This is a genomic window from Vreelandella xerophytica (genome assembly GCF_968048975.1).
Window position 1 is genome coordinate 300,310 of sequence record NZ_OZ309106.1, and the last position, 24,302, is coordinate 324,611.

The 24,302-nt window shown below is 60.2% G+C and carries 26 protein-coding genes; 16 read left to right on the plus strand and 10 right to left on the minus strand.

The window, feature by feature from the left end; genetic code table 11:
- The first annotated feature begins 57 nt into the window (after nucleotides 1-57).
- From phnC to ACWF8S_RS01490, 9 genes are all read left to right on the plus strand, one after another.
- Nucleotides 58-900 carry a phosphonate ABC transporter ATP-binding protein gene (phnC, locus tag ACWF8S_RS01450; RefSeq protein WP_447555045.1) on the plus strand — a complete coding sequence of 281 codons (843 nt, stop codon included), beginning with the start codon at nucleotides 58-60 and terminating at the stop codon, nucleotides 898-900.
- Nucleotides 897-1,724, plus strand: coding sequence for a phosphonate ABC transporter, permease protein PhnE (phnE, locus tag ACWF8S_RS01455; RefSeq protein ID WP_447555046.1), 828 nt, complete (start codon nucleotides 897-899; stop codon nucleotides 1,722-1,724). Before phnC ends, phnE (ACWF8S_RS01455) begins: the two co-directional genes overlap by 4 nt.
- 9 nt (nucleotides 1,725-1,733) lie before the next feature.
- Entirely contained in the window at nucleotides 1,734-2,549 is an 816-nt protein-coding gene (gene phnE / locus ACWF8S_RS01460) for a phosphonate ABC transporter, permease protein PhnE (RefSeq protein WP_447555047.1), read from the plus strand.
- A gap of 84 nt (nucleotides 2,550-2,633) precedes the next feature.
- Nucleotides 2,634-3,176, plus strand: coding sequence for a C40 family peptidase (locus ACWF8S_RS01465; RefSeq protein WP_447555048.1), 543 nt, complete (start codon nucleotides 2,634-2,636; stop codon nucleotides 3,174-3,176).
- A gap of 294 nt (nucleotides 3,177-3,470) precedes the next feature.
- Nucleotides 3,471-5,234, plus strand: coding sequence for a putative bifunctional diguanylate cyclase/phosphodiesterase (locus ACWF8S_RS01470; protein ID WP_447555049.1), 1,764 nt, complete (start codon nucleotides 3,471-3,473; stop codon nucleotides 5,232-5,234).
- Nucleotides 5,235-5,290: 56 nt separating this feature from the next.
- Nucleotides 5,291-5,524 (plus strand): DUF2835 family protein, encoded by a 234-nt coding sequence (locus ACWF8S_RS01475; RefSeq protein WP_447555050.1) that lies wholly within the window; start codon nucleotides 5,291-5,293, stop codon nucleotides 5,522-5,524.
- A gap of 12 nt (nucleotides 5,525-5,536) precedes the next feature.
- The gene (locus ACWF8S_RS01480) at nucleotides 5,537-5,926 is read left to right on the plus strand and encodes a hypothetical protein (RefSeq protein ID WP_447555051.1); all 390 of its coding nucleotides are present in this window, start codon (nucleotides 5,537-5,539) and stop codon (nucleotides 5,924-5,926) included.
- A gap of 115 nt (nucleotides 5,927-6,041) precedes the next feature.
- Nucleotides 6,042-6,620, plus strand: coding sequence for an antibiotic biosynthesis monooxygenase (locus tag ACWF8S_RS01485; RefSeq protein WP_447555052.1), 579 nt, complete (start codon nucleotides 6,042-6,044; stop codon nucleotides 6,618-6,620).
- A 45-nt stretch (nucleotides 6,621-6,665) separates the two neighbouring features.
- Nucleotides 6,666-7,337 carry a glutathione S-transferase gene (locus ACWF8S_RS01490; RefSeq protein WP_447555053.1) on the plus strand — a complete coding sequence of 224 codons (672 nt, stop codon included), beginning with the start codon at nucleotides 6,666-6,668 and terminating at the stop codon, nucleotides 7,335-7,337.
- 59 nt (nucleotides 7,338-7,396) lie between these two features.
- Here ACWF8S_RS01490 and nhaD read toward each other — a convergent pair whose 3' ends face one another.
- On the minus strand, nucleotides 7,397-8,875 hold the full coding sequence (gene nhaD / locus ACWF8S_RS01495) for a sodium:proton antiporter NhaD (RefSeq protein ID WP_447555054.1): 1,479 nt from the start codon (nucleotides 8,873-8,875) through the stop codon (nucleotides 7,397-7,399).
- Between the two features lie 418 nt (nucleotides 8,876-9,293).
- On the opposite strand from nhaD, the gene ACWF8S_RS01500 reads away from it, so the two are divergent.
- Both ACWF8S_RS01500 and ACWF8S_RS01505 read left to right on the plus strand, forming a co-directional pair.
- Nucleotides 9,294-10,271 (plus strand): TAXI family TRAP transporter solute-binding subunit, encoded by a 978-nt coding sequence (locus ACWF8S_RS01500; RefSeq protein WP_447555055.1) that lies wholly within the window; start codon nucleotides 9,294-9,296, stop codon nucleotides 10,269-10,271.
- Nucleotides 10,272-10,340: 69 nt separating this feature from the next.
- The gene (locus ACWF8S_RS01505) at nucleotides 10,341-12,131 is read left to right on the plus strand and encodes a TRAP transporter permease (RefSeq protein ID WP_447555056.1); all 1,791 of its coding nucleotides are present in this window, start codon (nucleotides 10,341-10,343) and stop codon (nucleotides 12,129-12,131) included.
- Here the strand turns inward: ACWF8S_RS01505 and ACWF8S_RS01510 are convergent.
- Entirely contained in the window at nucleotides 12,102-12,671 is a 570-nt protein-coding gene (locus ACWF8S_RS01510; RefSeq protein ID WP_447555057.1) for a hypothetical protein, read from the minus strand. The genes ACWF8S_RS01505 and ACWF8S_RS01510 overlap by 30 nt on opposite strands.
- Before the next feature lie 31 nt (nucleotides 12,672-12,702).
- Entirely contained in the window at nucleotides 12,703-13,659 is a 957-nt protein-coding gene (locus tag ACWF8S_RS01515; protein WP_447555058.1) for a calcium/sodium antiporter, read from the minus strand.
- A gap of 219 nt (nucleotides 13,660-13,878) precedes the next feature.
- Between ACWF8S_RS01515 and ACWF8S_RS01520 the strand changes: the two genes are divergently transcribed.
- Together ACWF8S_RS01520 and ACWF8S_RS01525 are read left to right on the plus strand one after the other, a co-directional pair.
- On the plus strand, nucleotides 13,879-14,583 hold the full coding sequence (locus tag ACWF8S_RS01520; protein WP_447555059.1) for a metal-binding protein ZinT: 705 nt from the start codon (nucleotides 13,879-13,881) through the stop codon (nucleotides 14,581-14,583).
- Nucleotides 14,584-15,083: 500 nt separating this feature from the next.
- Complete coding sequence (locus ACWF8S_RS01525; protein WP_447555060.1) at nucleotides 15,084-15,989, plus strand: GGDEF domain-containing protein; 906 nt, start codon at nucleotides 15,084-15,086, stop codon at nucleotides 15,987-15,989.
- Between the two features lie 20 nt (nucleotides 15,990-16,009).
- On the opposite strand, the gene ACWF8S_RS01530 is transcribed toward ACWF8S_RS01525, so the two are convergent.
- From ACWF8S_RS01530 to ACWF8S_RS01555, 6 genes are all read right to left on the minus strand, one after another.
- Nucleotides 16,010-16,771, minus strand: a complete 762-nt coding sequence (locus ACWF8S_RS01530; protein ID WP_447555061.1) for an SDR family NAD(P)-dependent oxidoreductase — start codon at nucleotides 16,769-16,771, stop codon at nucleotides 16,010-16,012.
- 75 nt (nucleotides 16,772-16,846) lie between these two features.
- Complete coding sequence (locus ACWF8S_RS01535; RefSeq protein WP_447555062.1) at nucleotides 16,847-17,599, minus strand: M15 family metallopeptidase; 753 nt, start codon at nucleotides 17,597-17,599, stop codon at nucleotides 16,847-16,849.
- Between the two features lie 4 nt (nucleotides 17,600-17,603).
- Entirely contained in the window at nucleotides 17,604-18,881 is a 1,278-nt protein-coding gene (locus tag ACWF8S_RS01540) for a TRAP transporter large permease (RefSeq protein ID WP_447555063.1), read from the minus strand.
- Nucleotides 18,878-19,375 carry a TRAP transporter small permease gene (locus tag ACWF8S_RS01545; RefSeq protein WP_447555064.1) on the minus strand — a complete coding sequence of 166 codons (498 nt, stop codon included), beginning with the start codon at nucleotides 19,373-19,375 and terminating at the stop codon, nucleotides 18,878-18,880. The genes ACWF8S_RS01540 and ACWF8S_RS01545 overlap by 4 nt, the downstream gene beginning before the upstream one ends.
- A gap of 69 nt (nucleotides 19,376-19,444) precedes the next feature.
- Nucleotides 19,445-20,470: a TRAP transporter substrate-binding protein DctP gene (gene dctP, locus ACWF8S_RS01550; protein WP_447555065.1), complete on the minus strand. Its 1,026-nt coding sequence runs from the start codon at nucleotides 20,468-20,470 to the stop codon at nucleotides 19,445-19,447.
- 125 nt (nucleotides 20,471-20,595) lie between these two features.
- Nucleotides 20,596-21,522, minus strand: coding sequence for a LysR family transcriptional regulator (locus ACWF8S_RS01555; protein ID WP_447555066.1), 927 nt, complete (start codon nucleotides 21,520-21,522; stop codon nucleotides 20,596-20,598).
- Between the two features lie 173 nt (nucleotides 21,523-21,695).
- Between ACWF8S_RS01555 and ACWF8S_RS01560 the strand changes: the two genes are divergently transcribed.
- Nucleotides 21,696-21,989, plus strand: coding sequence for a hypothetical protein (locus tag ACWF8S_RS01560; protein WP_447555067.1), 294 nt, complete (start codon nucleotides 21,696-21,698; stop codon nucleotides 21,987-21,989).
- A 119-nt stretch (nucleotides 21,990-22,108) separates the two neighbouring features.
- Nucleotides 22,109-22,636 carry an HPP family protein gene (locus tag ACWF8S_RS01565; RefSeq protein ID WP_447555068.1) on the plus strand — a complete coding sequence of 176 codons (528 nt, stop codon included), beginning with the start codon at nucleotides 22,109-22,111 and terminating at the stop codon, nucleotides 22,634-22,636.
- A 67-nt stretch (nucleotides 22,637-22,703) separates the two neighbouring features.
- Here the strand turns inward: ACWF8S_RS01565 and ACWF8S_RS01570 are convergent, their stop codons facing one another.
- Nucleotides 22,704-23,264 (minus strand): gamma-glutamylcyclotransferase, encoded by a 561-nt coding sequence (locus tag ACWF8S_RS01570; protein WP_447555069.1) that lies wholly within the window; start codon nucleotides 23,262-23,264, stop codon nucleotides 22,704-22,706.
- A 66-nt stretch (nucleotides 23,265-23,330) separates the two neighbouring features.
- On the opposite strand from ACWF8S_RS01570, the gene ACWF8S_RS01575 reads away from it, so the two are divergent.
- Complete coding sequence (locus ACWF8S_RS01575; RefSeq protein WP_447556536.1) at nucleotides 23,331-24,191, plus strand: sirohydrochlorin chelatase; 861 nt, start codon at nucleotides 23,331-23,333, stop codon at nucleotides 24,189-24,191.
- Nucleotides 24,192-24,302: the final 111 nt, after the last annotated feature.

A 24,302-nucleotide genomic window follows, 5' to 3' on the forward strand; every position in this document is an offset into this window, starting at 1 on the left:
CCGGTGCGTGTTGACGAATGGCGATCATGGCAAACGGCTATATAAGGAGCTGTTTCAATGCTTACACTCTCAGGCGTCGGCAAGCGCTACCCCACCGGCGATGACGCCCTCATCGATATCCAGCTGTCGCTGCCCAAGGGGCAGGTGATGGCGCTCATCGGCCCTTCGGGGGCGGGGAAAAGCACGCTGATTCGCTGCGTGAACCGCCTGGTCGAACCCACCCAGGGCAGCATCTGTCTGGATGGGCGCGAGCTTACTACCTTGTCCGGTCATGCGCTTCGAAAGGTTCGGCGCTCCATGGGCATGATCTTTCAGGAGTACGCGCTGGTCGATCGACTGACGGTGATGGAGAACGTGCTCTCCGGGCGGCTGGGCTACGTGGGCTTCTGGCGCAGTTTTCTGCGTCGCTACCCACAGGATGCGGTGAGCGAAGCGTTTCGCCTGCTGGAGCGGGTGGGGCTTGCCCATGCGCTCGACAAGCGCGCCGACGCGCTCTCCGGTGGCCAGCGTCAGCGGGTGGGCATTGCCCGGGCGCTGTTGCAAAGCCCCAAGCTCTTGCTGGTGGACGAACCCACGGCAAGCCTTGACCCGAAGACCTCACGCCAGATCATGCGTCTGATTCGCGAGCTGTGCGCCGAGCGGGAACTCGCCGCCGTCATCAACATTCACGACGTGGCGCTCGCCCAGCAGTTTGCCGATCGCATCGTGGGGCTCAACGCGGGACAGATCGTCTTCGACGGCGCCCCCCATGAGCTGACCGGCGATATCCTGACCACCATCTACGGCGAGGAGGAGTGGGATACGCGCGCCGAGTCTGCCGATGACGAGGTATCGCCAATGCCAGACACCCCCGTCCAAACTCGGGCGTTCACGGCGATGGCCAGTGGAGGCGCGCGATGAGCCTGCTGGAGGCTCAAGCCCGCCAGCAGGCGGCCCGCCAGGGGCGGTGGCGGCGGCTGCCGTTTATTCAGCACGCGCGGCTTCGCTGGGCGCTGGGCTTGGGTGTCGTCACCTATCTGGTATTGGCTCTGGCATCTGTCGAGGTGAACTGGGCGCGGGTGTCCGAAGGCGCCGGACGCGCGGTCAACTTCCTGGCGGCGTTCATGCAGCCGGATTTCGTCAGCCGTCAGAACGATATCATCGCGGGCCTTCTGGAAAGTCTGACCATGACACTCACCTCCACGGTGATCGGTGTGCTGCTGGCCATCCCCGTGGGGCTCGGGGCCGCGCGCAATATTTCACCATTGCCGGTTTACGTACTGTGTCGCGCCATCATTGCCGTCTCGCGCACCTTTCAGGAGATCATCATCGCGATCTTGTTCGTGGTGATGTTCGGTTTCGGGCCGTTGGCGGGCATGTTGACGCTGGCGTTTGCCACCATCGGCTTCATGGCCAAGCTTCTGGCCGAGGATATCGAGGATCTGGACTGGCGCCAGGTCGAGGCGGTGCGATCGACCGGGGCAGGCTGGTGGCAGGTGATGAATCACGCCATCCAGCCCCAGGTCATGCCGCGCTTGATCGGGCTGTCCATGTATCGGCTGGATATCAACTTTCGCGAATCCTCGGTGATCGGCATCGTCGGCGCCGGCGGAATCGGGGCAACGCTGAACACCTCGCTGAGCCGCTACGAGTACAGCACTTCGGCGGCGATCCTGCTGATCATCATCGCGATCGTGCTCTTGAGCGAGTACGCCTCCAGCCACGTTCGCCGGTTTACCCAATAGGAGGCGCCCATGCCCGTTTCAACTTCTCCTCAGGGAGTACCCCTCTGGCAGCGGCGTACTCACCGCGCCCAGTGGCTTCAGTTTGGCGCCTGGCTTGTGGGCTTGAGTCTTTTTCTGCTCTGCTGGAAGATGATTTCGGATAACACCATGTGGGTGTTCGTCGAAGATGCCGGGCGCCAGGGAAGCGATCTGTTGAGCCGGATGATGCCGCCCAGATGGGAGTATGCCGCCAGGCTCTGGAAGCCCATGTGGGATACCCTCAACATCGCCACGCTGGGCACGGCGCTGGGCATCCTCATGGCCTTCCCCGTGGCCTTTCTGGCGGCGCGCAACACCACTCCGCACCCCGTGGTGCGAAGCGCAGCCCTCACCGTCATTGTCGCATCGCGCTCGATCAACTCGCTGATCTGGGCAATGCTGCTGGTCACGATCGTCGGCCCCGGGGTGCTGGCCGGTATCATTGCCATTGCGCTGCGCTCCATCGGCTTTGTGGGCAAACTCTTGTACGAGGCGATCGAGGAGATCCATCCGACCCCGGTGGAGGCAATCAGCGCCACCGGCGCAAGCCGTCTTCAGGTCATGAACTACGCCGTGCTGCCCCAGGTGATGCCGGCTTTCGCGGGCATCAGCGTTTACCGCTGGGACATCAATATCCGTGAGTCCACGGTATTGGGGCTCGTGGGCGCCGGGGGCATCGGGCTTCAGTTGAACGCCTCGATCAACAGCCTCGCCTGGAGTCAGGTCAGCGTCATCTTCATCATGATCTTCGCGACCGTCCTGGTCTCCGAGTGGGTGTCGGCGCGGGTGCGTCACGCCATGATCTAGCGTTGTAAGCGTATGATCCAGTGGCGGATTCACGTTGCTTGAACCATGATGAGAGCACCCCACCCATAATGAACAGAGTGCTCTATGCCGACCGCTGCCTTCTCGTTTGTTCCACCTCGTCATTTCGCCCTGCGCTGGGCCGAGCGACGGGGCCTTGTAATACGTAGCCTCGGGCCCTTGCTGGCCCTTTTCCTGCTGGCCGGGTGTGCCAGTAAAGAGATCACCACCGCCCCCCAGGGGCCGGGCACCATGGAAGGCATCTCCATGGAGCGCGCGTTGATTCTCTCTCATGCCCAGCAGGCCATCGGTACGCCTTATCGTTTTGGCGGTAATTCCCCTGCCGGGCTCGACTGCTCGGGCCTGGTGGAAATGACCTATCACGCTGCTGGCCTGCGCGTTCCCCGCACCGCCGATCAGCAGTACCGTGCGCTTCCCGGCACGGATACGCCCCGCCCGGGGGATCTGCTGTTTTTCGGCAGCGGCTCCAAGGCGACTCACGTAGGCATCTATCGCGGCAACCGTCAGATGATTCACGCCCCTGGCAGCGGACGCCAGGTGGTCAGCGTGCCGCTGGATATAGATTATTGGGAACAGCGCTACCTGGGAGCAGCTGCGTTGGCGCCCTGAACGTAGACAAGGTTGATCTCTTGACTGTCGGCGTGCTTAATTGAAGCGCGATCAGAAAGTGCTAGTAAAGCTAGCCTTGAGAGCATGAGAGCCGCCATAATAAAACTCGGATTGCGTGTGAGGTTGGTAAGCAGGCCGTCGAACCCAGGTGGTGAGCGTCTGTAAAAACGATAAACAGTGACCGCTATATTTTGATTGTGCGAGATGATGAGAAGGGTGCGTGACACGTCCACATGGCGTTAACAAGACGGTTTCATGTGATGCCCGCTACCCGATCTGTCCAAGGAGCAGTCATTGGCCCATCAAAACCCCGACGTCGCGTCGTCGTTGCAAAGCAAGGTGCCGTTTTCGGTCGTTGCCTCCCGTGGCGCTGGTTCGCCCAGCGAGACGGCGTTTGGTTTCGCCAATGAAGCCATCATCATCACCGATGCCGCCAATCGGGTGATCGATATCAACCCTGCCTTTTGCGAGCTGACCGGGCTCAGCCGATGTGACGTGCTGGGCAAATCCCCCGAGTCGTTCAGTATCCTGGCGCTGGAGGATAGCCGCGCGCCGCGCCTGATGCGTGAAGAAGTGCAGCTTCGCGATCGCAGTAAAAGCCAGGTGAGCTACAAAAGCCACGACGGCAGGTTCTACCCGGCCATGATGTCGACCAACCGGGTGCGTGACGAGCAGGGGGCGGTGATCTATCACGTCATCGTGCTGTCCGATTTGTCGGTCATCCCCTCCCACGCGCGGCATTTGAACCGTGAGGTCTATTTCGATTCGTTGACCGGGCTGCCCAACCTGCAGCTTTTGACCCGCCTGATCCAGGAGTCCATTCTGCACGCCGAGGCCAAGGGCTTGCCGCTGGCGGTCTGCTCGCTGGATATCGATTATTTTCAGGCCATCAACGAGCGCCTGGGGCCGCAAAGCGGTGACGCCATTCTTGCCACTTTTTCCCAGCGCGTGAGCCACCTGTTGTTCGGCGACGACGTGCTCGCCCGGGTGGGAGGCGATGAGTTCGTGCTGCTGTTACACCACGGGGTGGACGAGGTGTATTTCGAGGCGCTGCTGAACTCCATCCGCCAGCCGCTGTTGATCGACGGGCAGAGCATCTACCTTACGGTGAGTCTCGGCGTGACGCTCTATCCCGATGACTGTGCCCAGGGGGATGTGCTGTTGCGTCACGCCAACCAGGCCATGTACCGGGCCAAGCAGCGCGGACGCGATACCTACCACTTTTTCGACCCCGATCAGGATCGTCTGCTTCAGGCGCGTCATGAGCAGCGCCAGCGCTTTGCCGATGCGCTCAACAACGACGAACTGCGCCTTTTCTACCAGCCGCAAATCGATATGCAAAGCGGTGAGGTGATTGGGCTGGAAGCCTTGATCCGCTGGCAGCATCCCGAGCTTGGCCTGCTCTGCCCGGGTGATTTTCTGTCCATTATCGAAACCACGTCCCTCGAGGTGGATCTGGGCGAATGGGTGATCAACGAGGCCTTGCGACAGCTCTCGCTCTGGCAAACGCAGGGAATGGCCGTGACGGTCAGTGTGAACATCAGCCCCTCCCACCTGCTGGTGAAGAATTTCAGCCAGCGACTGGCAGCGTTTCTTGCGGCCTACCCCAACGTCTGCCCGAACTTTTTGAAACTGGAAGTGCTTGAAAGCGCCGCCATTCATGATATTCAATCGGCGCTGGTGAACATGGCCTGCTGCCAGACGCTGGGCGTCGGGTTTGCCATTGATGATTTTGGTACCGGCTTCTCGTCGCTGACCCACCTGCGCCAGCTACCGGTGAATCTGATCAAGATCGACCAGAGTTTTGTACGCGACATGCTGGTCGATCGTGACGATATGGCGATTGTGGAAAGCGTGATCTACATGGCCAACCGGTTTAAAAAGCCGATGCTCGCCGAAGGTGTGGAGACGTTGGCGCACGCCAAGGCGTTGATGTCTCTGGGCTGTCATCTGGCCCAGGGCTACGGTATTGCACGACCGATGCCCGCCGCCGAGGTGCCCGACTGGATCCGCCAATGGCCCGAACACCAGGAGTGGCGTACGCTTGCCTGTCTTTAGCAGGATCTTTCCAGAAACGTTTTGTTCATAGCCGGTTTACGGTGGTCCGTCTGCCTATGCCTTCCATCGATGTCATCTTGAATTTAACCCAGCGTGAATGCCTGGCGCATTACGAGGGGCGTTACAGCAACGTGCGTGCCCGAAGCGTCGACGGGCGGTGGGTGGTTTTTCCCGCCGAGGCGCTGCGCCGGGTGGTGGGCCAGGAGGGCGTTCATGGCATTTACCGACTCACGTTCACCGACCACGGCCGCTTTAGTGGCATCATGCCATTGACGCCCCATCTCCCTTGAACGGTTGACCCCATGTCCTCTGACAAGACCACCCCGACGCTCGACAAGCTGGTATTCAGCGTCATTCCCAACCTGAACCTGGCCCAGACGCTGGTTACCGATACGCTCGAGAGCTTGATCGAGCGTGCCAGCGACCCGCTGGAGGTGCTTAAACGCAGGGACCAGAAGGAGCGTTTCAATCTCGAGATTCATCGCCTGCGCTTCACCCTGGAGGCGCTGCTTGAGCGCTACCGGGCGGATGTCAACGCGCTGCTCAGCGGCGAGAATCATCCGCCTTCTGAGCTTGTACTCGGTGACGAGGATGTGGTTGCGATCAACGAGGCCATCGCCATCTATCACCATGTGCGCGCCTTTCAGCGCGGGGAGCGTGTGAATCCCGTCCCCGGCCCAGCCGTGCGTTAAGACTCCCTCGATACCAGAATTACCTCTATAATGTGACATTCGCTCAGGGCTTACCCGCCCCGGCGTTCACAGCGGCCTACCCGGCGTTCGCTGTTACATGATCAGGAGATAACCCATGTCTGCCTTACCCGTCACGTTAATGGTGGCCCGTCGTGTGGCTGACGGCCGCTATCAGGATTTCCACCGCTGGCTGAACGAGGGCCGCGACCTGGCGGCGGACTTTCCCGGCTATCTGGGCTCTGGCGTGCTGGCGCCTCCCAAGGGTGACGACGAGTACCAGATCGTCTTTCGTTTCAGCGACCACCAGACGCTCAACGCCTGGCAGCACTCGGCTTCCCGCAACGGCTGGCTCAAGCGCGGCAAGGGCCTTTACGACGCCCCCATCGAGCAGCGCGCCACGGGCCTTGGCGCCTGGTTTCATATGGATGGGGGCGAGCCGCCGCCGCGCTGGAAACAGGCCGTGGCCGTGTGGCTGGCCTTTTTCCCCATTTCCCTGATATTTCAGCTGCTGTTCGGCGGCCTGCTGGCCGAATGGGCGCTGGTACCCCGCGTCCTGGCCAGTACCTTGATCCTCACGCCGATCATGGTGTTCGTCTTCATTCCGCTTTCCACCCGGCTGCTGGCGCCCTGGCTTGCGGGCACGTGGTCGCCGCGGGATCTGCTGACGCGTTGGTGGCAAACTCATCGCACCTAGGCCAAGCTGTAGATGCTGTTTCGCATGCCATACCAAGGAAGGACCATGATCCACGTACACCATCTTGAAAAGTCGCGCTCTCACCGGGTGATCTGGCTTCTAGAGCTTCTAGAACTCGAGTACGAGATTCACGTCTACCATCGTGACGGCAAGACCCAGCAGGCACCGAAAGCGTTGAAAGAGATTCATCCGCTGGGCAAATCGCCGGTCATCACCGATGAAGGCCTGACCATTGCCGAGTCCGGCGCGATTATCGACTACCTGATCGAGCGCTACGGCAACGGGCGCTTCAAGCCCGCCGCTGAAGACCGCCAGGCGTGGGTGGATTACCGCTACTGGCTTCATTACGCCGAAGGCTCCCTGATGCCGCTGCTGGTGATGAGCCTGGTCTTCAGCATGGTGCCCAAGCAGTCGCCCGCGCTGGTCAGGCCCGTTGCCAAGAAGATCAGCGATTCGGTGCGCGAGCGTTTTATCGACCCGCAGCTCGACCAGCACATGGCGTTCATGGAAGCGCACCTTCGTAAACACGATAACTTCGGTGGTACTTGGCCAAGCGGGGCGGACGTACAGATGAGCTTTCCTGTCCTGGCGCTCAAAGGCACCCGATCGCTGGGCAATTATCCCGGGATCGAGGACTTTGCCCGGCGTATCGAAAGCGATCCCGCCTGGCAGCGGGTCGTGGAGCGCGCCGGGCCCCTGGATATACTCAAACGCTGAAAAGAGCAGCCCCGGCGCCGTCCATGCAGCGCCGGGGCCAGGGCCTGTCACGGCGGTTTCTAGCCGAAATGGGTAAAGCTTTCGGCGTTGAGCCACAGGTGCATCAGAATACTGGCGATATAGCCCAGCAGAATCACCGGCGCCCAGCGAAGGTGGCCCATGAACGTGTAGGACCCCCGGGCCTGGCCCATGACCGCGACGCCAGCGGCCGAGCCAATCGAGAGAAGGCTTCCCCCGACGCCCGCAGTCAGGGTAATCAGAAGCCACTGGCCGTGAGACATCTCCGGCTGCATGGTGAGCACGGCAAACATTACCGGGATGTTGTCCACCACCGCCGATACCACTCCCAGCACGATGTTGGCCCCGGTGGGGTTCCAGCCGGTATAGAGCGCTTCGGAAAGAAGGCCCAGATAACCCATGAAGCCCAGCCCGCCAACGCACATGACCACCCCGTAGAAGAACAGCAAGGTATCCCACTCGGCTCGGGCCACGCGGTTGAAGACGTCGAAGGGTACGACGCTGCCCAACTGCTCGAGCTTCTTGTTGTCCCCTCGGCGGCTGTAGCGTTCGCGCTTGCGCTCGAGGGAGCGAGGCAGACTCTTGCGCAGATAAAACCCGAAAAACTGCAAATAGCCAAGGCCGGTCATCATGCCCAGTACCGGCGGCAGGTGCAGTAGCGTGTGGCATACCACCGCCGTGGTAATGGTGAGCAGAAAAAGTCCGATGATACGCCGGGCGCCACGTTTCAACGCGACATCCTCGTATACGCTGGCCGGTTTCTGGTCTTTTATGAAAAGGCTCATGATCAGCGCCGGCACCAGGAAATTCACCAGCGACGGCAAGAACAGGATGAAGAATTCCTGAAACGCAATGAGGCCCGCCTGCCAGACCATTAACGTGGTGATATCGCCAAAGGGGCTGAACGCGCCACCGGCGTTGGCGGCCACCACGATATTGATGCACGCCAGGTTGATAAAGCGCTTGTCGCCTTCGGCCACCTTGGTAATGACGGCGCACATCAAAAGTGCCGTGGTCAGGTTGTCGGCAATGGGAGAGAGAATGAAGGCAAGCCCGCCGGTGAGCCAGAAGAGCGTACGGTAGTTGAACCCTTTGCGCAGCATCCAGGAGCGCAGTGCATCAAAGACGCGTCGTTCTTCCATGGCGTTGATGTAGGTCATGGCCACCAACAAGAACAGCATCAGCTCGGTAAACTCCAGAAGGGTCATCCGAAACGCGTACTCGGACGTGTCGGAAAGCCCGTTCTGGACGTATACCCAGCCAATGAGTCCCCAGATGACGCCCGCTGCCACAAGGACCGGCTTGGACTTGCGCATGTGGATCTTTTCTTCGGCCATGACGAGTGCATAGGCCAGAACAAATACGCCCAGGGCCAGAAACCCTGTCCATGAGGCCGTCAAGTTGATGTCGCCGGTGACCGCCAGGGCGGAGGGCGCCAGACACAGCAAGGCGATCGCCAATAAAAAAAGCCAGCGGCGAGAAGTTCGCGGCTGGCCGGGATCGTTATACAGCATTAGCATAAGACATTTATCCTAATAAAGTTTTAATAGGCGGGAATAAGCCGGACAAGTTTAACAAGCCGGGTTATTGCGCAATACGGAATAAAACCGAACGAAGTTAGTAAAGAATTGATGGAAAACGTCTTTTTTTAGTAAATTATCCGTTTCGCTAATAGCCTTATTTGTGGACTGATGGCATATCTTTCAATGCTGTTATCCATTGGTCGAAAGTTTGTTTTCACACTACGTTCTGCAAGTGACTGGGAAATACGTCAAAGGCCTCTGGCATCCACTGCCCGGACGGTATTGCCGGCCGGCAACAGCGCCGGCGTTTAGCTGCCGACATCGCCAAGTCGTGATATGTTAGCCGCGCCGGGCCGGTGCGCCTTGGCGATAAAAAAGAATATTCATCCAGTGCTGACTACATGAAGGACACGCTATGCGCTATGTCACCCGCTCACTTCGCCGCGCACTGAGTGTTTCGGCAACGTTGATAACACTGACGGCCTTGACGTTTGCCGCTCAGGCGGAAACGCGTATCACCTATAAATCCTCCTCGGCGGGAACGGCCTATTACCAGATGGGGGTAGAGCTTTCCGAGGCCATTCGCGAAGGCACCCAGGACGACATCATTCTGACGCTGGAAGAGAGCCAGGGCTCGGTGCAAAACGTCATGGAAGTGATGGCGCGTCAGGGCAATTACGTCTTTACCACGCCGCCGGCCCTGGTGGCGCAGGCCATGGAAGGCGAGGGGCCTTTTGCCCAGCGCCAGAACCCGCGCTTTCAAGAGATCCGGGGGCTTTTCCCCATCCCTTCCATCACCATGCATTTTGTCATTGCCGGCGATCACGGCACGGCGACGTTTGACGAACTTGCCGACAAGCATGTGCTGATCGGGCGGGGTACCTACGGCGCTCGCGAAGCGCAGCGCTATTTCGAGCTGTTCGGCCTCGAGAATGACATCCGCGTTGCGGATGCCGCTCTGGGCAATGGCCCCGATGCGCTCAAGAACGGCCAGATCGACGCCTTCGTGACCGCAAGCTCCTTTCCTACGCCCAACGTGATCGAAGTGGCCGCCAGCATGCCGATTACCCTGGTATCGCTGAGCGACGAGCAGATCGAGCAGACCGGTGCCACGCCCCAGTTGATTCCCGGCGGTACCTATCCCGGCGTGGACGAGGATGTCCATACCACGTCGCTGCCGGTCATGGCCTACACCACGGCGCAGATGGATGACGATACCGCCTATACGCTGACCAGGACCTTCTGGGAGCGCCGTGACGCGATGAGCGAGGAGGCCGCCTGGTGGGGGGGCATTACCCCGGCGCTGCTGGAGAACATGACCACGCCTTTGCATCCTGGCGCGCTTCGCTATTACCAGGAAGCCGGGATCGACCTCCCCGACGCGCTGCGTTAATCCCTTTGACGTTACCTGCACCACAGCGGCCTGACCGCTGTGGTGTTTTCTTATTGATAGGCAGACCCGATGCAGGCTCTTTCAGAAAACGCCGTGGCCCCGGCAACCCCGTGGGCAAAAGGATGGGTGGCCCTGGGCGCGGTCAGCGTCATCTTTCACCTGGGACTCATCTTTTATGGCCTGGCCCCGGCGCTGGTCAGCCGACCGCTGCATATGGCGCTGCTGCTGCCCTGGGTGCTGGTGTATATGGCGCGCACCCGCTTTCAGCGCCTAAGCGGCTGGCTTTTGACGCTGCTGGGTATCGCGGCCTGTGGATATATCGCCCTCAACGAAGCAGCGCTTGCCGATCAGTACGGGTTTATCGATACCCACCTGCAGATGGCGATTGGCGTGTTCTTGATCTTTCTTGCGCTCGAGGCCGCCCGCCGGGCGATCGGCTGGCCGCTGCCGCTGGTCGCTCTGCTGGCGCTGATGTATGGCGCGCTCGGTCAGTACGTACCGGGTGCGTTCGGCCACCCGGGCGTGCCGCTTCCCAGCATGGTGGGTACGCTCACCATTGCCGAAGGCGGGCTCTGGGGCTCGCTGACCGGCGTGAGCGTGGGCGTGGTGGCCATTTTCGTGATCTTTGGCGCGGTGCTCAACGCCGGTGAAGCGGGTCAGGGGTTCATGAACCTGGCAGGTGCCATTGCCGGGCGGCTGACCGGCGGGGGAGCGAAAGTGTCGGTGATTTCCTCGGCGTTGATGGGCTCGATTTCCGGTTCGGCCTCGGCCAATGTCGCCTCCACCGGGGCGATCACCATTCCGTCGATGGTGCGCCTGGGCTATCCCCGGGCGCTTGCCGGGGCGGTGGAAGCGGTAGCCTCGTCCGGCGGGCAGATCATGCCGCCGCTGATGGGGGCCGGCGCCTTCGTCATGGTGGAGCTGACCGGCACGCCCTATACCCAGATCATGGCGGCGGCGGCGCTGCCTGCGGTGCTCTATTTTCTCACCGTCTGGGTGGGGATCAACGCCTACGCCACTCGCCACGACCTGAAGCCTGTCGCGGCCAGCGAGCGCCCCCGGGCAAAGGAAGTGCTGATCACCTCGCTGTTTTTTGCCGTGCCTTTCGTGCTGCTGCTCGAGCGTATCTTCAACGGCGGTTACACGCCGCAGTACGCGGCGAGCATCGCCATCTTCGCCGGCATGTTCTTGCTGCTGTTCAACGTCAGACTGCGCTTTTCGCTGACGGGGTTTGTCACGCGCTTGAGCGAAGCTGCCCTGACGGCCGGGCGCCAGATTGCCGTGATCGGGGCCATCATCATCTGCGCGTCACTGGTGATCGGCGTGCTCTCGCTGACCGGGCTGGGGGTGAAGATCACCTCGGGCATCCTGTCGCTTTCAAACGACATGCTCTGGCCGGCGCTTTTGCTGACCGCACTTGCCTGCCTGGTGCTGGGCATGGAGGTGCCGACCACCGCCGCCTACGTCATTTGTGTGTCGGTGGCGGGCCCGGCGCTGATCTCGCTGGGCCTGTCACCGCTGCTGGCCCATCTGTTCGTCTTCTGGTTTGCGCTTCTCTCTACCATCACGCCACCGGTGTGCGGCGGAGTATTCATCGCCGCCGGGATGGTGGGCGAGAACTGGCTGAAAGTCGCCTTGAAGGCCATGGCGCTGGGCATTGGTCTGTATATCATTCCGCTGGCCATGGTGGCCAACCCGGGCATCATCGAGCTTGCCTTCGACCCCGCCCACGCCGTGCTGAGCGCGCTCAAGGTGGGCGTGGGCCTGACTCTCATCTCGTTTGGCGTGATCGCCCGTCGGGCGGCCTGGTGGCGGGTGCTGCTGATATTGTCAGGCGTGGCGGCCATCTTCATCGTGTAGCCAGAGCGGTGAATGCGAAGCTAGGGCGGTGGTGGCGTAGATGACCCAGGTATCCAGCGCCGGCCCCAGCGAGCGTGCCACGCGCAGGGTTCCTGGCGCGCCGAGAGCAACCTCTTCAGCGCAGATGCCCGCCGCCTCATCACTCTGGAGCAACGCCTCGGCGACGGCGGAGGTCGTCGCCAGCTCGATGACGTGCGTGAAGTCGCTCAAATCCGTGTAGTGACGGGTGGCCGCCTGAAGGGCGATGCGGGAGGGGCTTTCTGCGTCGCGCCGAACCACCAGCGCCAGTGGATGAGAGCCGGCAATAAAGGTATCCACCGGATAGGCACGGTGCATGAAACGGCCCACGCACTCGGCATGGCTTGCATGGGCGGTGCATTGAAGCAGGTGAGTAATTCCGCCGTCCAGAAGCGCTGCAAAGGCGCGCTCGAAGGCGTCGAAATAGACACATTCGCCGCTTGCCGGGGCGTGACGGTTCACGTAACGCCTGGCAATCAGCGCGTGGTTGCTGCTCTCGGGTCCTAACGTGCCCAGACGCACCGGCCGACTCCTTCCATTCAGAAAACAAGCATTATGCCAGCAGGGTAAAGCTTGCCGCCACGTAGGCCACGTACCCTGCCAGCAAAAGCGCTCCCTCGCCCCGGGAAAGACGAAGCCCCGTGTAGAGAAAGGCCAGTAACAGCGCTGCCGAACCCAGCATTACCCACTGGTCGAACACGACCATGCGCTCAACCAGCAGCAGCGGCTGCAAAAAGGCCGAGACACCCAGAATGCCCAGCAGGTTGAAGATGTTGCTGCCCAGGATATTACCCACCGCCACATCTGTCTGGCGACGAAGGGCCGCCACCAGCGACACCGCAAGTTCGGGAAGCGAGGTGCCCACCGCCACCACGGTCAGCCCGATCACCGCCTCGGAAATACCCGCCGCCTGGGCGATACCCACGGCGCCGTAAAGCAGCAGCTGCGAGCCGCCGATCAAGAGCGCAAGCCCGCCGGCCACCCCGATGAGCATCCAGAGGACCGAGGGCGGGCGTTTGTCGGGCGGGTTCCCCGCAGCATCGGGTGTTTCGAGAGGGTCGTTCTTTTGCCGCTCGCTCAGGTACGCCCAGACGAGATAGCCCGCCAGGCCTGCCAGCAGCAGCATTGCATCGAAGCGGCCAAGCTCGCCGCTCAGGCCCAGCAGGATAAACAAGAGCGTGGCGAGCAGCATCACCAGGCCATCGCGCTTGAGGGCTTGAAGCTTGGTCGTCAGGGGGTAGATAAACGCACAGAGTCCAAGAATCAGCATGATATTGCCGATGTTGCTGCCTACCACGTTGCCGATCGCGATATCGGGCTTTTGCTCGAGGGCGGCATTGATGGAGACCACCAGCTCCGGGGCCGAGGTGCCAAAGCCCACGATGACAAGCCCGGTAAACAGTGCCGATACCCCAAGCCTTTCGGCCCCTGCCACCGCGCCGCGCACAAGCGCCTCACCGCCCAGAGTCAAAAGCGCAATGCCGCCAAGCAGACTCAATACGTAAAGCATGTCCCCTCCTTTCGATTCGTCAGCGTTCGCCGCTGATCTGCTTGCATGAGCGTGGCGTCAGGGGCGCCACTACGGTTTCTGTTTAAAGATACATCAAAGACGGGGTATGAGCAGGCACTGACGACTTGGCTATTTCGCCTGATTTTTGATATGTTATATCATTGTATGTGGCCGGGGTCGTCCAGCCACGCTTTTTACACCAGGTTCGAAGGGGAACGCATGTCATATTCATCAGGCAAGGCTCTAGGCGCGCTGGCCGTAGGTTCACTCATGGTCGCAGGGCTGCAGAGCGCGCATGCTCAAGACGATAGCCACGATCACTCGCATGATCATGAGCATTCTCACGACCATAGCCATAGCCATGATCACGCGCATTCGCACGATCATGACAGCGACATCTACGCCGGTTATTTCGATGACGAGCAGGTACAGGATCGTCCGCTGACCGACTGGGAAGGCGACTGGCAGTCCGTTTATCCGTACCTGCAGGACGGCTCGCTGGCACCGGTGTTCGAACACAAGGCTGAAAACGGCGACAAGACCGCCGAGGAGTATGCCCAGTACTACGAGACCGGCTACCAGACCGATGTCGAGCGCATCGTCATCGACGGCAACACCGTAACGTTCTTCGAGAATGGCGAAGAAAGCAGCGCCGAGTATGCGTCCAACGGCTATGAAATTCTGGAGTACGAAGCCGGTAACCGTGGCGTTCGGTTTATCTTCGAAACCGACGACACCGATAGCGGGATGCCGCAGTACATCCAGTTCAGCGACCACGACATCTACCCCACCGACGCCCATCACTTCCACCTGTATTGGGGGGATGATCGCGAAGAGCTCCTGGAAGAAGTCACGCATTGGCCGACCTACTACCCAAGCGAGCTTGATAAAGACGCCATCGTAGCGGAAATGCTCGCCCACTAAAGCGCGCTTTTCACCGTAAAGGTCAGCACCCACACCCCTCGATGTTGCATCGAGGGGTGTTTTTTGGTTCCTTCCAGGAAGTGCCCCGGCTGGCAGCTGTTCGAAAGGGCATGGCAGGCGAGAGGAAAAGGTGCTCCATCTTGAAACGTTCCCACCTGTCTTTCAGCTTACGCTGCTGCCAAAGTATGAGAAAAAGCCCCTATTCAAGCGATTCGGATGTTCTACGCTTAGCCTTGTTTCTGATCACTGCGTTAACGGTTTTTACAAGATGCGTACGCGTGCTTGGTGTCTGTAAATAGTTGTATCACTTTGCTTTTTTAGATAATTTTTATTGGTTGATAATATAGGATATCCATGGTTTTGGTTAAAAAGTGTATCATAATGTAATTTAGAGACGCATCCTCTCGATATACACCGGGCTGTGCCCTTGTATCTGCAACATGTAAAGGGAATTAGCGAGTGAGGTGTCGCTTAATTATGATTCATCGGAAGAAAACACCATGTTGAAACCTTTGATAACGTCCACTCCCCCCGCCAACGAGTCCAATAGTCAGGCAATCGCCGTGCTGGGCTGCCAGACGGGCAGCAGTAACCTGCGCATCCTGGATGTCAGCGATGATTACTCGCGGTTCTGGGGCGGGGAGCGTGATCGGTGGCTGGGGGCGTTACCCAAGATCGTGGGACGCGAGGGCGAGAACCAGAAGCTGCTGCGCACGCTGAGCCAGGCTCTGGTAAAGGGCGAGCTGGGCGACGGCTATTCGCTTTCCGGTCTGGATAAAAGCGGCTGGCCGCTGTCGACCGGCAAGGTCGCCATGCTGATCGAGTGGCGAGTGACGGCGATGACCATGCCAGGCTACACGGAGCGGGTGCTGGTGCTGGTACAGCGCGATATTTCAAAGCGCGTTGAAAAGGAGGCCGAACTTGAACGCCTGGCCACCACCGATATGTTGACCGGGCTTTACAACCGCGCCCGTTTTGATGCGCTGCTCAAAAAGGAGATCAGCCGGCTCAGTCGCTATACCCGACCCTTTTCCCTGATCATGCTGGATATCGATTTCTTCAAGGCGATCAACGATAACCACGGTCACGACGTGGGCGATCAGGTGCTGGCAGGGCTGGGCAAACTTTTGAAAGAGAATCTGCGCAAGGCAGATTCCTGCGCTCGCTGGGGCGGTGAGGAGTTCATGATCCTGGCCCCGGAAACCTCGTTGGAGCAGGCGGTGCAGCTGGCCGAAAAGATCCGCTATCGCATCAAGGAGACACAATTTTCTCAGGCGGGCCGCGTGACCGTGAGTCTTGGCGTCATCGAAGCACGCCCCAACGAGTCGCAGAAAAGTGTCATGAAGCGGGCCGACAACGCCCTCTACATGGCCAAGGAAGAGGGGCGCGATCGGGTCAGCTACTAGGGGCCTAGGAACCCTGGGGTCTAGGCGTTATCGCGATTCACCGCAAAAGGTGACCATGCCTGACGGACCGGCATGATTTCCAGGCGGTTGATGTTGATATGAGCAGGCAGCGTGGCCAGGTAATGAAGCTGTTCGGCGATATCCTCGGCCTGAAGCGGCGTGGTGCCTCGGTAAAGCGCGTCGGACGCCTGTTGATTACCTTTGGTGCGCACCAGCGTGAACTCGGTTTCCGCCATTCCCGGTGCAAGATCGGTCACGCGGACGCCCGTGCCCAGCAGGTCACAGCGCAGGTTATAACTGAACTGCTGGACGAAGGCCTTGGACGCTCCGTACACATGCCCGCCCGGGTAGGGCCACTGGCCCGCGACGGAACCCAGGTTCAGGATGCTGGCGCCCTGACCGTGATCGATCAAAAGCGGCAGCGCGGCATGGGTCACGTTCACAAGCCCGGTGATATTGGTGTCGATCATGGTGTGCCAGTCTTTCAAATCGACCTGTTGCGAGGGCTCCGGGGCCAGCGCAAGCCCGGCGTTGTTGATCAGGCATGTCAGTGGTAGAAACGCTTCGGGTAGCTGGCCAAGCTCACGGGCCACCGCGTCGCTGTCGCGCACGTCAAGCGTTAGCGTCAAGACATCGATCTGGTCGGCAAGCTCGCTCTCGAGTGCCTTCAGACGTTCTTCACGACGCCCGGTCAGAATCAGCGACCAGCCCGCCTTGGCAAAGCGGTAGGCGGCGGCTTTGCCAAAGCCCGAGGTAGCACCGGTGATCAAAACGCTGGGCATTATAAAATCTCCTGATAAGGCGAAACGGTATGCTGTCGTTCTAATGTAGCCGTTTTTGGTCGCCCCCGTGAAGGGTTAGCCCAGTTGACGACGCCAGCGGTTCTCGATGGTATCCAGTGTGGTGGGGCCGTAGTGCACCGTGCGCTTGTCGCTGTAGTGCCCCCAGAGCTGATCGCCCAGATCGAAGTGCCACCACTCGCTGGGAAGATTGGTGAAGCCCTGGGCGCTCATGGCGTGGTAGAGAAGCCGGCGGTTATCCCGGGCGCGCTGCTCCAGGGCGTTGAGATCGCCCTTCTCGAAATAAGCGGTATGCGAGGCGGGGAGGGCTTCATCGAAAAGCGTGCCCATGTCCAGCGGCACACCAATGTCATCGCACAGAGTGACATCCACCGCGCCGCCGGTCAGGTGAGGGCTTGGCGAGGCTGCCTCGACGCTGGGGACCGAGACGAACTCGCGGGTGCGCGCAAGCAGTGCCGCGTCATTCAGTTCCGGGTGGCGGTAGGCAATCGCTTCCTGCAGTGTTTCAAACAGATACTGCTGCACCCGCCAGGGACGCCAGCCATCCAGTACGATCATCCCGATACCTTCCGGCAGGCTTCGTGAAGCTGCCACCAGCGCACGATAGACCCCTTCGCGGACAAAGCAGTCATCGATTGCCCCGGGTATTCCCAGGCGGGAATACGCCGGAAAAACGCGTATAGGCGCGGGGGCAAGGCTCAAAGGCAAGAGGCGCTCGCCGTTGTCCACGATGGGCAGCGCGCTTGCCTGGGGCCAGTCCGGTGCCGGGTGGCTCGGTATGGCGGGCAGGGAAGAAAATGATAAGGGCATTGGCTTATCCAAGAGCATGAGGCAACCAGAGGGTCAAACCGGGAAAGAGGATGAGCAGTACCAGCACGAAAACGGCAAGCAGCACGAATGGCCAGATCGTTCTGAACAGCGACACGATTTCCAGCCGGCTGACCGCAGCGGCGACAAAGACACATGCCCCCAGAGGCGGGGTGATCAGCGCAATGGTGATGTTGAGCGTAATGATGACGCCCAGATGAATCGGGTCGATGCCCGCCATCATGGCGACCGGCGCAAAGATCGGCGTCAGCAGCATCAGCGCCGACACTTCCTCCATGAACATGCCGGTGACGAAGGTGATCGCACTCAAGAGCAGCAGGATGATGACCGCGTTATCCACGTAAGGGGCAAGCAGGTCGACAAACTGGGCGGGTACCTGAGCGTAGGACAGCAGCCAGCTGATGGTGGACGAGGCCGCCATGATCAGAAAGATCGCCGAGGTGAGCCGGGCGGTATCCTTGACGGCCTGCCAGCAGTGGCGCAGCTTGAGCCCGCCGAGTACCGCCCCGCAAAGGGCCACGTAGAGGGCGGTGAGGGCGCCAGACTCCGTGGGAGTGACAAGCCCCATCACAATCCCCGCCACGATGATGAACGGGGCAATGAGCGCGGGCGTGGCAGCGAGGAAGGCAGCACCGAGCTGTGCCGGCGAGGGCAGTCGGCCGCTTTTGGGCAGGTGGTGGCGCCAGGCGTACCAGGCGTTGATGCCCATGAACGCAAGCCCCAGGATAAGTCCTGGAATGACGCCGGCCAGAAACAGATCGCCTACCGATGTGTTGGTCAGCGAGGCGTAGAGAATCATGAAAATGCTGGGCGGAATGATCGGCCCGATCAGCGAGCTTCCCGCGGTCAGGCCGGCGGCGAAGGCGCGTGAATAGCCCTCTTTTTCCATGGCGGGTACCAGCAGCGAACCAAGTGCCGAGGTGTCCGCCACTGCCGAGCCGTTCACACCGGCGAAAAAGACGCTGGACACCACATTGACGTGGCCCATGCCGCCGCGCAGGTGGCCGACGATCAGCCGGGCGAAGCCCATCAGTCGTTCGGTGAGCCCGCTTGCGTTCATCAGGTTGCCGGCGAGAATGAAAAGCGGAATTGCCATGAGCGAAAAGACATCGATACCGCCAAAGAACTGCTGGGGCATCATGCGCATGATCATGGAAGGGTCAACGAACAAGAAGCCGGTCAAGGCAGTGACCAGCAGCGCGATGAACAAAGGCAGCCCCAGTAGAACGTGGGCCAGAAAGACCGCCAGCATGGTAAGAATCATGGTTCGTCCTCCACGGTTTTAAGCGGGGCAGGTCCGTACAGCAGTACATGCCAGGCCAGAAGCGTGAAACCGATGGCCAGCGAATAAAGCGGAATCGAGCGGCTGATGCCAAGCCCCGAGGTCTTGAACAAGGCAATGGAGGGGGAGCTTGCGTAGCGATAGCTCACCCAGGCGCCGCCAATGGCGATCGCTAGCGTGATCAGCCACTGATAAAGGTTCAGGGCATACGACAAGGAGGCAGGCAGGCGGCGCTCCAGAAGCGCGATACGCATATGGCCGCCCTCCGACCACACCGCACCGGCTGCCAGCATGACGGTGGCAATGATCAGAAAGCGTGCAAGCTCGTCGGTCCAGATCGGTGCGCCGCCGAGAAGGTAGCGGGTCAGCACGCCGTAAAGAATCACCAGCACGTTCACCGCCAGAAGGCTTCCGGCGAGGGTGAGGGTTGCCGGGCGGCTGATATCGAGCAGGCGATGGCGAAACGTCATGAGCATTTTGTCGCTCCAGCGGACATCCGGAAAAAGGGCTAGCCGTGGCTAGCCCTGTCAGCGGCGATAGGCGGCTTAGCGGTCAAGCACGCCTTCGCCGGCGTCTTCAAGCGCCATGTCGATCCAGCGCTGCTCGATGCCGCGCTCTTCCAGCCAGTCGAAATAGGCGGGCTGGCCGATCTCGCGAAACGCTTCAAGCTCATCGTGGGAGGGGCGAATCACTTCCATGCCTTCGGCTTCAAGATAGGCGATACGTGATTCGACCTGGGCTTCGTTGCTTTCACGCGCGCTCTGGTTGGCCTCGGCGACGGCCTGCAGGAAGGTTTCACGCAGCTCGTCATCCCAGCTGGCGATCATTTCGCTGTTGCCGACCAGAAACTGGTCAGAGTACTGGATGTTGGCCAGCGTCAGGTAGTCCTGCACCTCGTAAAGGCTGCCCAGGATAATGTACATGGGCGGGTTCATCTGGCCGTTGGCAACGCCGGTGCGCAGCGCCATGTAGGTCTCGGTCCAAGGGATCGGCGTGCCGGAAGCGCCGAAGGACTCATAGAGGGCTACCTGGCTTGGGTCCATGGCACGAAAGCGCAGGCCTTCGAAATCATCCGGGTGGCTGATGGGACGCTCGTTGTTGGTGAAGGCCAGAAAGCCGCCTTCCTCGACCACGGCGAGCATATCGACACCGGTGCGCTCGCTGAACTCTTCGCTGAAGGTCTGCCAGTAGGTTCCTTCGTCAAAGAAGGTACGCGCTGCCGAGAAATCCTCGAACAAGAAAGGAATCGCACTGACGAAGAGCTCGTCGGCCAGCGGCGAGATGCCGGCAAAGGAGGCGATGTTGAGCATGGGCGTATTCATCGTCTGCTCCATGCGCTCCTCTTCATTGCCCAGCATGCTGTTGGCAAAAAGGCGCAGCTCGATTTCCTGGTCGGTACGCTCTTCCACCAGTTCCTTCAGGTTGGTAGCGAATACATGTACCGCATTTTTTTCAGGGTCCGGGGCGCCGTTGTAGCTCAGGTTGATGGTCGTGGCAAACGCGTTGCCGGCCATCGCCAATGAACCTAATAGACAGGCGCTCACAAGACGCGCTGGGGTGAAACGCAACATGATGGATCTCCTTGCTTTAATTTGTAGTGATCAGGTAATTAGCTACCTATTTATTATTATTCATTAATTAGTATGAGGAGACTAGGCATTGAGGCGTTGACTATGCAATACCCAAAGCGTTGTTTTTAAGACAACAGCCGGGGCGCATCACCCGAAAAAAAGCGCATTCCCCGGTGCAGATGCTTGAGATAGGTAGCGGCTGCCACGGTCAGTTCATGCCCTTCAAGACTCACGATCTGCGCCCGGGCGTCGTTCATCAGCGGGTACTGCATGGGCAACGTGACAATCTCGCCGCGATTGATTTCATCGATCACGGTCAGTTCGGGCATGAAGGTGACGCCAATGTTGGAGCGCACGAAGTTCTTGAGCACGGCCACCGAATTGGTGTAAAGGCGCGCCTCGAGATGGACGCGTTCGAGCTGCTCGACCATCTTGACCATCTGGCGCATGCCGAAGGGGTTGTCCATCAGCCCCAGCGGCCAGGGTCGCAGGTCAACGAGCGTTACCGGACGCTTGAGTGCGCAGAGCGGATGATTCGGGGAGACGATCAAATCCAGCGGCTGACGTGTTTCCACATGGCAGTGAAGGGCGGGGTCCACCGGCGGGGCATATAAAAGCGCCAGATCCACTTCGTAATCCTTCAAGAGCGACACTGCCTCGTTGACGCCCGCCATGCGAATATCGACATTGACCCCCTCGAAGGCGGTCATGAATTCGCCCAGAGGCTTGGCAATGAGATCCGCGATGAACCCCTCGCCGACCGCAATGCGCACGTTGCCCTGGGCCAGTCCCTGCAGGGCGGAGAGTCTGGAGAGTACCGCCTCTTCCTGAGCGCGCTGGGTATTGAAGTGCTTGGCAAGCATCAGCCCGGCCTGGGTCGCGCGCATGCCGCTGCCAATGCGCTCGCAAAGCGTGCTGCCCAGGGTTTCCTCCAGCGCCTTGATCTGGCGGCTGAGCGCGGAGGGATCGACATCCAGATGCGCCGCCGCCCGACGCAAGGAGCCTCGGCGAATAACTTCGTTGAGATAGACAAGTGCGCGCTGATTGAGCATCCAAAAATCACTAGATCGTCATGAGAGGACAAGCGTGGCGTAGTCTAGCAGACCTTCAAGGGCGACATCGTTATCGCTTCATGAGGAACCGGTACACCGTACCCGGTGCTTTGCTTTGCCCTCCTGGGCGTTTTAACCGACAATGCCGTACTCATTGATGTAGGACAGGACGCATGCAGGCAAACGGATTTTTCGGTGAAGTGGGCGAGGCCATCGGCGAGGCGATTCGCGTGGTGGTGGAGTTCCTGCTGGGAATATTCACCAACTTCTTTGGGGCGTTTGGCGATTTCATCGATGGCTTGACGCGGTCGTTGGGAATCAATGCGTCCTTTTTCAGCATAGCGGTACTGGTGGTCGGGCTGCTGATTCTGTGGGGAGGAATAAAGTCGTTTCTGCGCGGTTCGATCGTCGGGGGTATCGTGAAAACGATCCTTGCCCTGTTTATTCTTTCCTGGCTGATGATGTAACCATCGAGCAGGGCCGCCCGCGTACTTGAATTGAATTCATTAGCAGTTGATCGATTAACATTTGCTTATCTGGTGCATTTTGCGATCATTTGCACTTCTTTAGTGCTTGCGTGAGTGAAATGAAAACCTATTTGGGTAAAATGCGCGGCGAACCCGTCAAGCGCGCCCGGGTCGGCTGGAAGGACGCGCTCTGGTCCTGGGTGGGCGCGTTCAGCGGAATGGCCCTCATCTGCTGGCTCAGTGCGGAGTGGCTCAGCCAGCAGCTTCTGATCGTGGGCTCCTTCGGCGCTACGTCGGTGCTGATCTATGCCGCCCCGGAAAGTCCTTTCGCCCAGCCAAGTCATGTACTGTTCGGCAGCATCTTGTCCGCCGCCATCGGCGTGGGCTGCTATCAATTACTGGGCGCCACCCCCGTCTCCATGGCGCTGGCGGTATCCCTGTCCATTCTGGTGATGCAGTTGACTCATACGGTACATCCGCCCGGGGCGGCGGCGGCCTTGATTGCGGTAGGGGGCGGGGCTGGCGTGCACGGCCTGGGCTGGTGGTACCCACTTCTGCCCATTGGCATGGGCTGTGTCGTCATGCTGGTGGTCGCCATACTGATCAACAATCTGGCCCGCCACCGTCGTTACCCGCGCTACTGGTGACAGACACCTCAGCTTGGAGGTGCTCTTCCGGATGAGCTCCTTCAGATGGGCTTTCAAAAGCGCGCGCTCACACGTACTGGAGCTGTTCCTCGAGCGCGAAGACGTGCGTATCGTTCACGTTTAGCTCGCGAAGCGCCTGAGCCAGGTTGACCAGGTAATCGCGATTGGGGCCGCTGGGGCCTTCGGCGCCGGCGATTTGCCGGGCCATGGTCTCCAGGGGGGCGGGGCCCAGAAATGCCGGGTTATCCTCGGTCGCCATGTAGACCAGCCCCTGCACTTCGCTGCCGTCTGGGAAACGAAGCGCGGCAATCTCTCGCAAGTAGCCGTTTTTCTCACGGTGATCCAGCGGCGCCAGGGTCTGTTCAGAGATGCGATACGCCATGCCGTGACAGACAGCGCCCTGCACGGGAATCAGCGTGACGACCCGCCCCGGCGCGCTTGGCGTGCCACGGTGGTCGTGGGAACCCTGCCAGAAGCGCCGTTCCCAGCCGGTAATACAGGCGCTTCGCCGCTCCAGGTAGGGGAAGTCCGCTTTCCAGATCAGCGAGCCGTAGCCGAAAATCCAGAGTTCGTCGTTGTCATTGAAAGGGCGACGGCCTTGATTGATGGCGGTGGTGTCTATCAGCATGGGATCGTCAAAAAGTCGTTAAAAGGCCATGGTAACATGACCACAAACGCTCTTTGGGAGGCTTTCATGCGCGCGATCTTTCTGGTCGATAACGGCTCGCTCAAACCGGCGGCCACCTTCAACCTGCGCCGGGTAGCGGCGGCGCTGAGCGAGCAGTTGAATGAACCGGTGCAGCCCGCCTCGCTCTTGCACTCCAACAAGATTCCCGCGGATCAGCTCGGCGGTATCGCGGCGCAGACGCTGGGGCCTGCCGCCGAGTCGAGCGCCGAGGCCGGGGCGCGCGAGATCATCGTGCTGCCATTTTTCTTCGGGGCAAGCCGCGCCTTGACCGACTACCTGCCCACCCGCATGGGCGAACTTCAGGCGCGCTTTCCAGAGGTGCGGGTGCGCGTGGCCATGCCGCTGGTGGACGAGCACGGCGACAACGATCTGCGCCTGGCCCGGTTGCTGGCCGACAACGTGACTGAAGCGATGCCCGACGGTGCCCCGCCCCGGGTAGCGCTGGTGGATCACGGCAGCCCCATCTTCGAGGTGACCGCGGTGCGCAACCGTCTGGCGGGCCAGTTGAGCGTACTGCTGGGTGAGCGCGCCGCCTGCGTGGCCCCGGCCTCGATGGAGCGCCGCGACGGCGACGAGTACCGCTTCAACGAACCGCTGCTGGCGCGGCTTCTGGAAAGCGACGCGTTTTCCTCGTCCACTGTGGTGGTGGCGCTGCTTTTTCTATCCCCCGGGCGTCACGCGGGCGAAGGGGGCGATATCGACGCGATCTGTCGCGCCGCTCAGGCGCAGCACCCCCAGTTAAACGTGATAATGACCCGCCTGGTCGGCGAGCACGAAGGTATCGCCGCCATTTTATGCTCACGGTTTCATCAAGCGGTTGATAATGCGAGGGTTCTTCTTGAGCTTCCGGCGCCTGGAAGCGATTGACCCGAGGCGAGAGGTGCCAGACGGCGTGAGAGCGCGTAGAATCGCGGGCCTTTCTACACGTATATCTCGACACGTGCATCTTTTCACGTACGTCTTTACACGTGGCACTTA